Annotated in this window: 12 protein-coding genes and 1 pseudogene; 3 read left to right on the forward strand and 10 right to left on the reverse strand. The window is 70.4% G+C overall.

Annotation, left to right across the window (positions count from 1 at the left end; all coding sequences use genetic code 11):
• Positions 1 to 405: 405 nt before the first annotated feature.
• A complete protein-coding gene (locus tag ACFY2X_RS33795) occupies positions 406 to 891 on the reverse strand; it encodes a CNNM domain-containing protein (RefSeq protein ID WP_389946658.1) in 486 nt (161 codons plus the stop codon).
• A gap of 379 nt (positions 892 to 1,270) precedes the next feature.
• Positions 1,271 to 2,290 carry a TerC/Alx family metal homeostasis membrane protein gene (locus ACFY2X_RS33800; protein WP_389946660.1) on the reverse strand — a complete coding sequence of 340 codons (1,020 nt, stop codon included), beginning with the start codon at positions 2,288 to 2,290 and terminating at the stop codon, positions 1,271 to 1,273.
• A 331-nt stretch (positions 2,291 to 2,621) separates the two neighbouring features.
• Between ACFY2X_RS33800 and ACFY2X_RS33805 the strand changes: the two are divergent.
• A pseudogene (locus tag ACFY2X_RS33805) lies at positions 2,622 to 2,816 on the forward strand (transposase); the annotation flags it as partial.
• 35 nt (positions 2,817 to 2,851) lie between these two features.
• A complete protein-coding gene (locus tag ACFY2X_RS33810) occupies positions 2,852 to 3,202 on the forward strand; it encodes a zinc ribbon domain-containing protein (RefSeq protein ID WP_389946662.1) in 351 nt (116 codons plus the stop codon).
• Positions 3,203 to 3,368: 166 nt separating this feature from the next.
• Here the strand turns inward: ACFY2X_RS33810 and ACFY2X_RS33815 are convergent, their stop codons facing one another.
• The 6 genes from ACFY2X_RS33815 to ACFY2X_RS33840 form a co-directional block, all read right to left on the reverse strand.
• Positions 3,369 to 3,998 (reverse strand): RICIN domain-containing protein, encoded by a 630-nt coding sequence (locus ACFY2X_RS33815; RefSeq protein ID WP_389946664.1) that lies wholly within the window; start codon positions 3,996 to 3,998, stop codon positions 3,369 to 3,371.
• A gap of 60 nt (positions 3,999 to 4,058) precedes the next feature.
• Positions 4,059 to 4,310 carry a DUF4242 domain-containing protein gene (locus tag ACFY2X_RS33820; protein WP_389946666.1) on the reverse strand — a complete coding sequence of 84 codons (252 nt, stop codon included), beginning with the start codon at positions 4,308 to 4,310 and terminating at the stop codon, positions 4,059 to 4,061.
• Positions 4,311 to 4,435: 125 nt separating this feature from the next.
• On the reverse strand, positions 4,436 to 7,033 hold the full coding sequence (locus ACFY2X_RS33825; protein ID WP_389946668.1) for an ATP-binding protein: 2,598 nt from the start codon (positions 7,031 to 7,033) through the stop codon (positions 4,436 to 4,438).
• A gap of 73 nt (positions 7,034 to 7,106) precedes the next feature.
• Positions 7,107 to 7,466: a putative quinol monooxygenase gene (locus ACFY2X_RS33830; protein ID WP_389946670.1), complete on the reverse strand. Its 360-nt coding sequence runs from the start codon at positions 7,464 to 7,466 to the stop codon at positions 7,107 to 7,109.
• 129 nt (positions 7,467 to 7,595) lie between these two features.
• Complete coding sequence (locus tag ACFY2X_RS33835; protein WP_389946672.1) at positions 7,596 to 8,972, reverse strand: MFS transporter; 1,377 nt, start codon at positions 8,970 to 8,972, stop codon at positions 7,596 to 7,598.
• On the reverse strand, positions 8,969 to 9,448 hold the full coding sequence (locus ACFY2X_RS33840) for an SRPBCC domain-containing protein (protein WP_389946674.1): 480 nt from the start codon (positions 9,446 to 9,448) through the stop codon (positions 8,969 to 8,971). Before ACFY2X_RS33840 ends, ACFY2X_RS33835 begins: the two co-directional genes overlap by 4 nt.
• Before the next feature lie 390 nt (positions 9,449 to 9,838).
• On the opposite strand from ACFY2X_RS33840, the gene ACFY2X_RS33845 reads away from it, so the two are divergent.
• Complete coding sequence (locus ACFY2X_RS33845) at positions 9,839 to 10,699, forward strand: SDR family oxidoreductase (RefSeq protein ID WP_389946676.1); 861 nt, start codon at positions 9,839 to 9,841, stop codon at positions 10,697 to 10,699.
• Positions 10,700 to 10,771: 72 nt separating this feature from the next.
• On the opposite strand, the gene ACFY2X_RS33850 is transcribed toward ACFY2X_RS33845, so the two are convergent.
• Complete coding sequence (locus tag ACFY2X_RS33850) at positions 10,772 to 11,008, reverse strand: hypothetical protein (protein WP_389946678.1); 237 nt, start codon at positions 11,006 to 11,008, stop codon at positions 10,772 to 10,774.
• Between the two features lie 394 nt (positions 11,009 to 11,402).
• The gene (locus ACFY2X_RS33855; protein ID WP_389946680.1) at positions 11,403 to 12,680 is read right to left on the reverse strand and encodes a hypothetical protein; all 1,278 of its coding nucleotides are present in this window, start codon (positions 12,678 to 12,680) and stop codon (positions 11,403 to 11,405) included.
• Positions 12,681 to 12,915 lie beyond the last annotated feature (235 nt).

A 12,915-nucleotide genomic window follows, 5' to 3' on the forward strand; every position in this document is an offset into this window, starting at 1 on the left:
TCAGCCACGGGACCATTCTGACCGCCCAGCGCCGCCCGGTACCGCAACCAGACGACACGTCACAACGGGGCGAACGTTGCCTGATGCGGCACTAGAGCGGGGGCTGCAGGGCAGGCCATCGGCGACCCCGCTGGGTCCAAGCTGCCCCATGTTGCCTGCGTCACGGCCCCGCCTGCCGACCAGATCGTCGACGAACTGGGGGAGTTGGAGGCCGCGCTGCTGGCCCCCCGATCTTCGAGGGTTGGCAGTGCCAAGCGGGAGCTCAGGCGGGGGCGAGTAGGGTAGCCAGCAGCCTGGCCAGGCTGATCAGCCCGGCCAGGCTGCCGTCCGGGCGCTGGACGAGGGTCAGCTGGCTGTGCGCGGCGCGCAGCGCGGAGACGGCTTGGGCGACGTTGGTGTCGGCGGCTAGGGTCGGGGTTCGATAGGCAAGGGTCTCGGCGCTGGCGGGTGTGCCGCGGCGGGCAGCGAGGTAGGCGTCGCGCAGATGGACCCCGACCGGTCGCTGGCGGTGGCCGCGTCGGTCACCTGCTGGGTCGTCGCGGCGGCGGGGACGCTGACGATCTCGGCGGCCGGTATGATCAACGACGCTATCGGGGTGGCCGGAGCCCGTAGCGCCTGGCTGAGTACCGCGTGCTCCTCAGCTTCGATGAGCTTGAGGCGCCGGGATTCGGCCACCAGATGGCGCAACTGCTCGGGGGCACGTGGGTTGGCCTCGTCGGTGCGCGGGCGGATGCGGAACATCCGCAGCAGCAGGTCGCTGATGCCGTTGAGCAGCTTCAGCAGCGGCCGGACGGCCACGGTGAAGCCCCGGAACGGCAGCGCCGGAAGCGCGGCGGAGCGTTCGCGGTGCGCGATCGCCCACGACTTAGGCGCCATCTCGCCGATCACCATGTGCAGGAAGGTGATCCGAGGGCTCCTGCACGATGGTGTGGGGTGTCTGCCCCGAGCACGGCAACACCCATCAGCAGCGACGGCATCACCAGCTGCCGCGCCCGGGGGTGCGGCAGGACCCGGGACTACGGCCCGCGACGCCACCCCGTGCGCCGAGCCCACCACGCACCGCCCGGTCGACGCCAAAGGGAACCAGGCGCTGGTGTGCGACGGCCGCGCGCTCGCTGCCCGCACCGAGCTGAGCGGCGCCCGCCTCGAACCGCTCACGCCATGAGCAGGGCCGGAACTGTCCCTACCAGCCCCCGGCCCTGGGATCTCGGCAACGCAGTAGAGCGGGGTCAACCCACCAGTAGCCGCAACCGCGGGATACCGGACGAGGTCAACCGTTCGAGCGCGAGCCGGTGAGACGCTGAGCCTCGCGGTGGTTGGCGTGCACGCTCGTGATCGTGACGGTCGCCAGGACACCGATGATGACCCCGAGCGAGGCCAAAGTGGGGATCTCCGGGACTCCGCTCCAGATGCCGTGCGCCCAGTGCAGGACGAGCTTGAGCCCGATGAAGGCAAGGATGACGCCGAGCCCGTGGTTCAGGTGCCGCAGTTTCGCCAGAGCGCCGAACAGCACGAAGTAGAGCGCCCGCAGGCCCAGCAAGGCGAAGGCGTTGGTGACGAAGACAAGGAAGGGATCCTCGGTCACCCCGTACACCGCAGGCACCGAATCGACCGCGAAGACGATGTCGGTGGCGAAGACGGCCACGATGGCCAGTGCCAGCGGGGTCAGGGCGCGCCGTCCATGCTCGCGGACCACCAGGTAGGAGCCGCGGTAGTCGTCGGTGACCGGCATGAAGCGCCGCAGCAGACGGATCGTGCGCATGGAGGAGATGTCGACTCCCTGCTCTTTGCCGCTCAGCACGTCCTTGAGGAGCTTCCACGCGGTGACGATCAGGATCGCGCCGAACAGAAGGAACGCCCAAGTGCCACTCTGCAACACCGCGGCGCCCAGCGCGATGAAGACCGCGCGCAGCGCCAGCGCCCCGATGATGCCGTACAGCAGCACCCGCTGGGCCAGCTGGCTCGGCACCGCGAAGGCGGACAGCAACAGCATGAACACGAAGAGGTTGTCCACCGACAACGACTTCTCCACCACGTAGCCGGTGTAGAACTCCACCGCCACCCCGGACCCGAACGCGAGCCACACGTATACGCCGAAGAGCAGGGGAAGGGCCAGGTAGAAGATCGACCAGCCGACCGCCTCACCCATCCGCACCTCGTGCGGGCGCCGCGTCAGGACGAAGTCCACGGCCAGCAACAGCGCAAGAGCGGCGACGGTGATCGACCACAGGTACGGTGAGCCGATGCTCTCCAGCGGGGCAGCCGTGATCAGAGTCGTATGGACGGGCATGAAACCTCCTCGAACGCGACGGGCCGTTCGAGGTCTCCTTCACCCACGATCGCGCGGGCGGCCGTCCGAGGACGAGGTCACGTCCGTATTGACCGGGCCAGCTCTTCGGAAGTACTCCCCTCGTTTCCCAGGTTAGGCGAACTTCCCGGTCTACTCCACTGTGGCGGCGCCTCGGATCACCGGAGGAGTTTGACCGGCGCCGCGCGTCGGCCGGATAGTGGAAGGAGCACGGAGGGGAGTACCCGCCGTCCGACATCCCGGCCGTCATCACGGTCTCTACGCCTGAGGAGGCCCGGTGGGATGATCCTCCGCCCGCGCCCGGCGCGCCACGGTCAAGGCCGCGATCGCCCGGCTGAAGGCCCGTGAGAAGGATCGGCGCAAGGACTGGACGGAGAAGACCAGCACCGATCTGGCCCGACGGTTCGACACCATCGCCGTGGAGGACCTGAAGATCCGGAACATGACCCGCTCGGCCCAGGCACCGCCGAGGCGCCCGGAAAGAACGTCGCGGCCAAGGCCGGGCTGAATCGGGGCGTCCTCGCCTCCGCCTGGGGTGCGCTGGTGGCCCGCCTGGAGGACAAGGCCCCCGGACGGGTCGTGAGAGTCAACCCCGCGTACACGAGCCAGCGCTGTTCGGCGTGCGGGATCGTGGACCCCAAGTCGCGTCAGAGCCAAGCCGCCTTTCGGTGCCGGTCCTGTGGATACGTCGGCAACGCGGACGTGAACGCGGCCAGGAACATCCACCACGCGGCGGGGCATGCCGTGTCTGCGCGGGAAGGGCCTGGGGTTGCCGGGCCGGTGCACCGCGAACCTCAACGCGTCCTCCTTACAGGTAGGAGCGGGTTGGAATCCCTCGCTCTTCAGGCGAGGGAGGATGTCAAATCGTGGAGACGTGACCTAATGCTGGGTTAAAGCAGGTAGACGAATCACGGTCGGCGAATGGCCGGGAATGGTGCTGCGCCGCCCTGTGCGGCCGTGACGACGAGGGCCTCCCCGGCGGGGAGGCCCTCGCGGTGCCGGTGCCTCGGCTGACGGCATTCACCTCATCCGGTACGGGCCCGGCGTCCGGACGTCACAGTCACTGGAAGCGCCACAGCTGGGCGTCGTTGGGCGTGGTGCAGGTGAAGACCTTGGCCAGCTGCCCGAAGGTGTCCAGGCACAGGGAGGGGTCCAAGGCCGACTTCAGCTGGCCGAAGCCCACCCCCGTGGACGGGATCTCCCCCTGGTGCAGCCAGCGCTCACCGGCCAGGCGGCTGGGGTCGCAGGTGTGCTGCACCACCTGCGCGCCGAACGCGGCGACCTCGTTCCTGACCTCGACGCACTTGCCGCTGCCCCGGTTGGACAGCTGGTAGACGAAGGTGCCGGAGCCGTCGGCCGACAGCAGGGTCGGCAGCCATAGCTGGGCGTCGTTGCCCTTGCAGGAGATGCGCTGGAGCACGGCGTTCTCGGCGGTGGAGGCGTCCTTGACGTCCAGGCACTTGCTCTGTTCGGCCTCCTGGACCTTGAAGAAGCCGCCGAGAGCCAGCGGGCCCGGGCCCGGCGGGGGCGCCACCGGCCCTCCGGTCGGCTGCACCGACACCGGCGCCGGGGTCGGCTGGTCGGCGGCGTTCGCGGCGGCCGGCACGAGGCAGGCGGCTGCGGAGATCGCCGCGGCCAGCAGCAGCGGCGCGGTCGAGCGTCGTGTGCGGCCGGAGAGGATCTGGTTCATGGGTGTTTTCTCGCTTCCTGTTGAGGGTTTCGATCCGTTACGTGATGGCGCTGCGGCGTGTCAGCCACCTTCCTGCACCTGGAAGATCTGGTCGGCCACCAGCCCGTGGGCCTCGCGGTGCACCGCCGCGGCCGCCTCCGCCGAAGGCGCCTCGACCAGGCAGAAGATCTTGCCCTGGCTCTCGTCGACCCAATAGCGCAAGTAGCTGACGTCGTGGCGGCCCTGATGCTGCAGGTCCGCCTTGTGCGCCTGGGCGACGTCGGCTATCGCGACGCCCTGGGCGATGGTGTGGACGTCCATGTAGAGCGGCATGCCGGCCTCCCGTTCCGTGGTGAGTCTCGCCAACCGTATGGACGGGGGCGGGGGAGCCGGATCGGGAGCGGTTCCCTATGTTGCGCCGCGCGTTCCCTAGATTCCCGTGCGGGAGGTGCGCGTGCTCAGACGTTGTCGGTGGCGTCCGCCTCGGCCAGGCCGAGGCGGACGGCCTGGTCGGCGGCGGCGGCGCGGCTGGGCGCGCCCAGCTTGGCGAGGATCGCCGAGACGTGGTGGCCGGCCGTCTTGACGGAGACGAAGAGCTTGGCGGCGATCTCGGCGTTGGTGTGCTGCGTGCAGAGCAGGGCGAGCACCTCCCGCTCGCGCCGGGTCAGCCCGGAGGGGTGCTCCCGCGTGGCCGCGCGCGGCCCGGCCGGCAGTGAGCGGACGCCGAGCCCGCGCAACCGCCGCCTGACGATGCGCGCCGCGGGCAGGGCGCCGAGGTCGGTGAGGATGCGCAGGGCTTCGCGCAGCTCCGGCTCGCCGCTCGCGCCGGACAGGGCCAGCGCGGCGTCGTAGTGGCAGCCCAGCTCGCTCCAGGCCCGCGCCGCCCCGGCCGGGTCGCCGTCGAGCTCCAGCCGGTACGGCTCGGGAAACACCCCGTGCGGGGTGCGCGGGGAGCCGGTGCGCAGCAGCCAGACCGCGACCGCGCCGCGGTCCCAGGCGTCGGAGGCGGCGGCCACGTCGTGGGCCAGCTCCGCCTCGCGCCGCGCCTGGTCCGTCTTGTCCTCCAGCCAGTACGCCTCGGCGCGGGTCAGCCGTACCGGGACGATCTGCTGCGGCTCGCCGGTGCGGTCGGCCAGCTCGGCCGCCTCGTCGAGGTGCTGCCAGAGGCCGCCTTCGCCGCGGCGGGCCAGGACCGAGCCGATCCTGCGCACCGTGCACATGCGGTTGGACGGGGAGCGGCCCACCGTGGCCAGGATGGCGGCGCTGATGGCCAGCGACTCCTCCCAGCGTCCGGTGCGTTCCATGATGGTGGCGTGCTCGCCGCGCACGCAGGTGCCGTACGTGGGCAGGTCGTGCTCGTCGCAGTAGGCGATGCCCTCGGCCGCGCACCGTTCCGCCTCGGCGAAGCGGCGCCGGCCGCTGTGCATGGCGACCAGGTTCGTGTACGCCCGGCCCGCCTGGTCCTGGTGCCGCCCGGCCAGGGCGACTTCAAGCGCGTGCCGCATCTGCTCCTCCCAGGCGCCGCCGCGTATCCAGGCGCACGCGGCCCGGGTGTTGAGGGCGTCGCTGAGCACGTCGGTGGCGCCGAGCGGCTCGGCCAGTTCCTGCGCGCGCAGCGCCAGGGGCTCGGCCAGGTCGTGCTCGTAGCGCAACATCCGGTGGTTGGCCAGCGTGGCGTACGCCCAGGCCAGCTCGATGCCGGGTCCGAGCGGCTCCAGGACCGCCACGGCGGCCTCGGCGGCGGCGACCTCGCCGTGGCACAGGTTCCACTTGATGCGCGACAGCCGGCGCAGCGCGGCGCCCTCCCGCAGCTGCTCGCCGACCTGGCGCCACTGCGTCAGCGCGCGTTCGCACGCCTCGGCCGCCTCCTGCCACTGGTCGAGCAGGATCGCCTCGTCAGCCAGCTCTTCGCACAGCTCGGCCACGGTCGCGGCGTCGGCCTCGGCGGCGAAGCGCAGGGCTCGCCGGTACTGCGCCGCCGCCTCGCGGTGGGAGGCCAGCCAGGTGGCGCGGCGGGCGGCGGCGGGCGCGTGGCGCAGGACCGCTGCGGCGTCCCCCGCCGCCTCGGCGTGGAAGGCCATCCGGGCGTCGTCGTCACAGCCCAGCGCGGCAAGGGCCGCCAGGACCAGGCGGTGGGTGGCGCGGCCGCGGCGGGCGGGCAGCGCCCCCTCCACCGCGAGCCGGGCGATCTCGTGGCGGAAACGCAGCCATTCGCCGTCGCCAGTGAGGAGCCCGCACGCCAGCAACTCGTCCACGGCCGGGGCCGGGCACGGGGCCACCGCCTCCAGCAGCCTCCACTCCACACGGGTGCCCATCAGCGCCGCGACGTCGAGCATCTGGCGGGCCGCGCCGCTCAGGCGCGCGGCGCGCGCCAGCACCGCGTCCCGGGCCGAGCCCGGGACCTCGTGCATGCGGGCTTGGACGACCTCGGTCACGTAGAACGGGTTGCCGCCGGTCAGCCGGTGCAGGGCGTCGGCGTCGGCGTCGCTGCCGCCGGCCAGCTCGCGTACCGCCCGCGTGGACAGGGGCGCCAGGCCGATGCGCCTGGTCGAGCGCTGCGAGGTCAGATCGCCCAAGGTGATGCGCAGCGGATCGGCGGCCGAAAGGCCGTCGTCGCGGTAGGTGACCAGCAGCAGCAGCGCGCTGCCGCGTAGCCGCCGGCCGAGGAAGCGCAGCAGGTCGAGGGTGGCCTCGTCGGCCCAGTGGACGTCCTCCACCACGACCACGTCCAGTCTCGCCGGGTCGCCGACCTCGCGCAGCAGCCCCCGGAACAGCTCCTCGCGTCCGGCGCCGGCGCGGCACAGCTCCAGCAGCGGGCCGCCGAGTTGCTCGGCCAGGTCGAACAGCGGCCCCAGCGGGCGCGGGGTGAACAGCCCGTCACAGGCGCCCCACGACCATCGCGCCGCCGGCAGGTCCTGCTGGAAGTGCTCGACCAGCGCCGACTTACCGACCCCCGCCTCGCCCGCGACCAGGACCAGCCGGCCCTCCCCACGCCCGGCCTCGGCCGCGTACTCGGCCAGCGACGCCAACGACGACTCCCGCTCCAGCAAGCGCATCCCCGTAGTATCCGCCACCGCCGGGCGGCTGGTAAGGGATCTCCTTCGCCGGGTGGACGGCTCCCCGCCCGGGTCACCCGCCGCACGAGCAGGGCGACCGGGCGGGAGCCGGTTTTCGGGTGGTGGGCGGCGCGACCAGCTCGCGGACGCTCGCGGGCCGGGCCAGAACGCGCCGCAGGACCTGGTCGGTGTGCCGGTAGTAAGCGCTCGCCATGTGCTCGGTCAGCGCGTCAAGGGCCGCCCACTGCCCGACGAGCAGCATGGGGGCGCGGTCGTTGGGGTCGGCGTATGGCTGGTAGGCCAGGCAGCCGGGCTCCTCCGGCGACGGTTCGATCATGGCTTCCAGGGCCATGCGCAGCCGGTCGTGCCAGCCGGGGGCGGCCAGGCATTCCTCCCAGCCCGCCGGGCCCGCACCCCGGCCGGATCGCCGCAAATTGCCTTCACGAAACGTTGTCCCGTTCCCGATCGCCGGAACCCAGGTGTCCGACTCGATGAAGTTCTGGAAGTCCGACCGGTGGGGCCGCTCGGCGGCCCGTTTCTGCCGTACTCCGGTGGCACCCCTTCAGTGCGCGCCCGCAGGCATCTCCAGGAGGTCGTCGACATCGCGGACGATGGGCGGTTCCTTGATCCAGGTCATCGTGATGGCGGCGGCGGCGAGCAGGAAGCCGGCAAACATGATCGCGTTGGTCGGATCGCCGCCGAGGAGGTTCTCGAAGGTCCAGCCGAAGGTCACGGTCTGAATGAGCATCGGCACGACGATCATCATGTTGATGATCCCCATGTAAACGCCGTAGCGCGTGGACGGAATCATGCGCACGGCCATGATGTACGGCACGCCCATGATCGAGGCCCAGGCGATGCCGAGACCGATGATCGGGAGGAAGAGCAGGTACTTGTTGGTGAGGTTGGCGAAGATCAGCAACCCGACAGCGGCGCACAGGAGGCAGAAGATGTGCACCCACTTGGCGCCGCGTCGGCGAGCCAAGGCGACCAGCGGGAATGCGACGCAGAAGGTGACGATGTTGTACCAGCCGTTGACGAGACCGGTCCATGAGACGGCTTCTGCGTACCTCGGGTCGTCGGCGGTCACGCCGTAGACGGATTCGGCGATGGAGAGGGAGACGTACTGCCAGTAGCAGACCATGGCATACCACTGGAACAGGTACACCAGCGCGAGCTTGCGCAGCTCGGGGGGCATCTCGACGATCGCCTCCCAGATCTCTCGAATCGCGCTGCCGAGGCCGCCCTTCTTGGCCCGGATCGCCGCCAGCTCCTCCTCGCTCGGAGGCAGCTCCGGTGTGGTCAGAACCGACACCAGAACGGTCGCGATGGAGCAGACCGAACCGAGAAGGAACGAGCCGACGACCCAGTAGGGGATGCCGGCGGACGTCGCTCCGCTGATGAGGGTCTGGAAGACAAACAGCGAGATGTTGGCCAGAGTGATCCCGAACCCGGTGAAGAAGCTCTGCGCGAGAAAGCCCTTGGCCAGCTGCGACGGCGGCAGCCGGTCGGCGATGAACGCCCGGTAGGGCTCCATCGCCGTGTTGTTGCTGGCGTCGAGGATCCACAGGAGCAGCACAGCCGTCCAGAGGGCGGCGACGAACGGGAACAGGAACAGGCAGACACTGCAGCCGATCGCCCCCACGATGAAGTACGGCTTGCGCCGCCCCCACCGCGGGCTCCAGGTACGGTCAGACATCGCTCCGATGAGCGGCTGGAGGAGCAGTCCGGTGACGGGTCCGGCGAGGTTGAGCAGCGGCAGCTCCTCAGGAGAGGCTCCGAGGAAGTTGTAGATGGGGTTCACCGCGGTCTGCTGCATGCCGAAGCTGTACTGGATGCCGAAGAATCCGAAATTCATCAGCAGGATCTGCCGCATGGTCATCAGCGGCTTCTGCCGCACGATGGTGATGTGCGCGGTGGGGGCTTCCGTCGCCGTCATCGGGCCCCCTCTCGGGTCCGCCGCCGAGCCAGGTAGTCCTCGAGGCGGTCGAGTTCCAGCTCCCAGCCCTTGCTGTGGTAGCCGGCCACCTCCGGCTCGAAGGGGCCCTGGACGACGCGCACCAGGGTGTGGTCGCGTCCGGTCTTGGTGAACTCGACCCGCAGCTCCAGCAGCACGTCAGGGTCGATGCCAGGGTCACCCGTGATCCGCTGACGTGCGACGAAGACATCCGGCTCGAAGTACTCGATGAACACCGCATCGGTCGTCACCCGGGTGGTGGGATCGTTGTCACGGACCTTGACGTGGTGGTGACGTCCGCCGAGCCGCAGATCGGACGTGACCGTATCCGGCTCCACGTGCCAACCGGGACTGCCGCGCCACTGCGCCATCTCCTCTGGAACCGTCCAGGCGCGGAACACCTCCGGCCGCGGGTAGTCGTACTGCCTCTCCACCACAACCATCACGTTGGCGGCCATGGGGCCCTCCAGCCCGACAGCGACCGGCCATCGGTCGGATCGGCTCGGCCCCCGCCTATATTCGTAGAATCCCTCCGGGTTGCGAAATCTGTCCAGCCCGTAAATGCCGTGGTCAGGGGTTGGCAGACGGGCGAACGGCGCCTTCGTCGGCCCTTGGTGTCGCCTCCGGACATGCTCCTTCCTGGCGGCGACACGGGCAGTATGAGTCGGATTCGGCCGTCTAGGCGCATGCATTCCGAGCGTCGCCGCAGCTTATGCTCCCTGAGCTCCGCGAGCGATCCGGCGGTCACGGACACCGGCAGGGCGGCCGTTCCGCGCTGAGTTCCACGATGTCCTCGTAGTCGTCGACATTCGACCCGGGGCGGGTCGGATGAGCTACCGTGATCGGCCATGAGGATCCTCATCGCCGGCGGCAGCGGCCTGCTCGGCGGCGAGCTCGTACGGCAGGCCCTGGCGGCAGGCCATGAGGTCATCGCGACCTACTCAACCCGGCCCGGCGACATCACCGGCATCGACTGGCGCCCCCTCGATGTCCGCCGCCGCGAGGATGTTTCCGCCGTGACCGGCGCGGTCCGGCCGGAGGTGATCATCAACGCCGCGTCCCGGCGGGCGGACTGGGAGACCACCGCCGACGGCACCGCGCACCTGGCCGTCGCCGCCGCCACCGTCGGCGCCCGCCTGGTCCACGTCTCCAGCGACGCGGTCTTCTCCGGCGCCCGGATCTCCTATGACGAGATGTGCGCCCCCGACCCGATCACCCCCTACGGCGCGGCGAAAGCCGCCGCCGAGACCGCGGTCAAGGCGATCTGCCCGGAGGCGGTGATCGCCCGGACCTCGCTGATCATCGGCGACGCCCGATCACCCCACGAGGCCCTGGTGCACGCGCTGGCCACCGGCCGCCACCAGGGGATGCTGTTCACCGACCAGGTGCGCTGCCCCGTGCATGTCGCCGACCTCGCATCAGCGCTCCTGGAACTGGCCGGCTCCGACCATGCCGGTGTGTGCCACGTGGCCGGAGCCGACGCCCTCAGCCGCTACGACCTCGGGCTGCTCATCGCACACCGCGACGGCCTCGACCCTTTAGCGCTGCCGTCCGGCCGGCGAGCCGACACCGGTCCACCCGGCCCGCTCGATGTGCGCCTGGACGGCACCGCCACCCGGCGACGACTGCGGACCAGGCTACGCGGCGCCCGGGAGTTCCTGCGACCAGGGAACTCACCGGCCGCATCACCCGCGGCCGCACACCGTTGACGACCGGGTGAGCGGCCATGGCCAAAGGCGCAAGGACGAGAACAAGGACGCCGATCCGGCCATCACCGTGCATCACCCATTCCGGGCCTCGGCGGGCAGGTCGCCCCAGGCCCGCTCGGCGTACAGCACCCGGGCCGCCTCCACCGGCTCGGCGCCCCGCAGGTCGTACCAGTCGCCGTCTCGCCGCAGCACCGTCACCAAGGCGGTGACGAAGACCCGCCGGTTGATCACGTCATGGGCGAGGACCTGCCGGTAGGCCGCCATCGCCCCCAGCGGTGTGTCCCGCTCCGCGTCGTCCCACTGCCACACCCGGCAGGTCGTCCCCGGCTCGGCCTGCAGCGGCGGGGTGAACAGGTCGGCCCGCAGAGATCGACAAGGAGTGGGATGCCGACGATCCCCGCGAGCCCCCGTTCAGGCTGCGCGTGTCCAGCGGCCCCTTGCCGTACGGAAATCCTGGCCAGCTGGGTGGTGAGTCAGCTGCCCATCTGAGCCGATCACGACTTCCCACTAAGCACAGCCGTCGCCGGTCCTGACGCGCCTCAAGAGGCGTGGCCGGGTCTCCAGGCTCGGGGCGGCTGGGAGCTGCCGCGGTCGTGGAAAAGTGTCGGCCGGTGCTGGTTGGCTGTGCTGTATGAGGTGTACGGCCGGAATACAGCGGAGACACACCGCGGCCGACGATGGGTCTGTGCTCCCCACGACCCGGTCACAGGCTGGGTCGGTTGCCTGGGTTCTTCTCTGCGGCTCGAGTGAACGGGGCGAGGGTGGTCAGGTCGCGGACGGCGGCCAGGTGGGTGGGGAAATTCGGGTCGAGGAGACTCAAGAGGAGGACGATGGCCCACGCCAGGGTGGCGATCAAGGCGCCATCGTCGAGAGGGGACGGGAGCGTGAGGCCCAGCCGGTCGGCGATGAGAAGAGAGACGAGAGGGATCAGGGCGACGATCAGGGTTCTGACGGCCTCTAGGGCGCGGGCGTGCCAGGTGCGGCGCGTGACTTCGGGGGTGGCGTCGCGGGTGGGGAGCCGGTCGTATTCACCGGTGAGGATGGTGCAGGTCAGGTCGGCGATGCGGGTGCGGAAGTCGTCGTAGGTGGTCGGGGACGGGAGCGCGATCCAAAGCTGGAGGTCGATGACGGCCCTGGAGGCCTCGATCGCACGGGCACGGACGACGGCCCTGGTCAGAGGGGTTCCGCCGCGGGCGGCGGCCGGGATGCCTGCCCGCAGCAGGAAGGCGACCTTGGCCAGCAGGGTGAGGATCTCCTGACGGGCCTTGGGTGGGAGATGGCCGCGGCGGTCGGGTTCAGTGCGGGCGAGGATGGCCGTCAGCTGCTCGAAGAGAGGTTCGGTGGGAGGGTTGCGAGACTCGCGGTCCCACAGCCACATCGCCGCCCTGACCGAAATCCACGCGAGGACCAGGGTTACGGAGACGGTGCCGATGCTCTGGAGGATCGGCATCCACCACTGGCCCGCCAGATCGACGGCCCATGCGGGGCCGCCGGCGTAGCGGATGTACAGGGCGGCCGGAAAGCAGCCCAATCCCACCACGCTGATCAGCGGATCGATGAGGAGGCGGAAGAGCGGGCGATGCCGGCGGTTCTCGGCCCAGACGGAGATCGGCATGAAGACCCCGAGGCCCATGACGGCCAGGGTGATCTCCTGCCAGGAGGTGATGGAGAAGGCCGCCACCAGGACGGTGAAGGCCACGGCGAGCATCGCCAGCAGGGCGAGCAGAGTCAGGTTTCCCTCAAGGTGCCTGCGCCGGACCGACCAGCGGGCGGCGGACACGGCCGCCGACCGGAAACGGCCGCGCAGGCGTGCCGGGTCGGTGGCGGGGTCCAGGCTTCGGACGAAGAGCGGCCAGGTGCCGTCCAGCTGCTTCGCCAGGCCGAACACCTCTACCAGATAGGGACTCTCGTTCTCCGGAGGGCCTACCGCTGTGGCGGGCGCAACGGGTTCGACAACGGGGGGTACCGCTTCCTGGGTCATGAGACGGTCCTCAAGGTGAGCGGATCAAGGCAGGCAGCAGGTTCAGTTGAGGGAGCGGACCACTATGCGCGGGTCGGCCTACCTTGACGACATTACAAAGCGAGGCGATGTCGAGGTGGGGGCGAGACAGGATCGTGTCGGAAGCGTCTGGACGAACCGGGATGGCACTCTCGGTGTCCCGCTTGCCGCGGGCGGTCCGCGTCCTGGGCTTGCCTTCGGTGTGGCGCTGGTCAAG

Source organism: Streptosporangium sp. NPDC000396 (genome assembly GCF_042898655.1).
In the GTDB taxonomy this organism is placed as follows: Bacteria; Actinomycetota; Actinomycetes; order Streptosporangiales; family Streptosporangiaceae; genus Streptosporangium.

Bases quoted from the DNA above. Each gene is read 5' to 3' on its own strand.
- ACFY2X_RS33795 (WP_389946658.1), bottom strand. From the start codon at position 891: ATGGTGATCGGCGAGATGGCGCCTAAGTCGTGGGCGATCGCGCACCGC.
- ACFY2X_RS33800 (WP_389946660.1), bottom strand. From the start codon at position 2,290: ATGCCCGTCCATACGACTCTGATCACGGCTGCCCCGCTGGAGAGCATC.
- ACFY2X_RS33815 (WP_389946664.1), bottom strand. From the start codon at position 3,998: ATGAACCAGATCCTCTCCGGCCGCACACGACGCTCGACCGCGCCGCTG.
- ACFY2X_RS33820 (WP_389946666.1), bottom strand. From the start codon at position 4,310: ATGCCGCTCTACATGGACGTCCACACCATCGCCCAGGGCGTCGCGATA.
- ACFY2X_RS33825 (WP_389946668.1), bottom strand. From the start codon at position 7,033: ATGCGCTTGCTGGAGCGGGAGTCGTCGTTGGCGTCGCTGGCCGAGTAC.
- ACFY2X_RS33835 (WP_389946672.1), bottom strand. From the start codon at position 8,972: ATGACGGCGACGGAAGCCCCCACCGCGCACATCACCATCGTGCGGCAG.
- ACFY2X_RS33840 (WP_389946674.1), bottom strand. From the start codon at position 9,448: ATGGCCGCCAACGTGATGGTTGTGGTGGAGAGGCAGTACGACTACCCG.
- ACFY2X_RS33845 (WP_389946676.1), top strand. From the start codon at position 9,839: ATGAGGATCCTCATCGCCGGCGGCAGCGGCCTGCTCGGCGGCGAGCTC.
- ACFY2X_RS33855 (WP_389946680.1), bottom strand. From the start codon at position 12,680: ATGACCCAGGAAGCGGTACCCCCCGTTGTCGAACCCGTTGCGCCCGCC.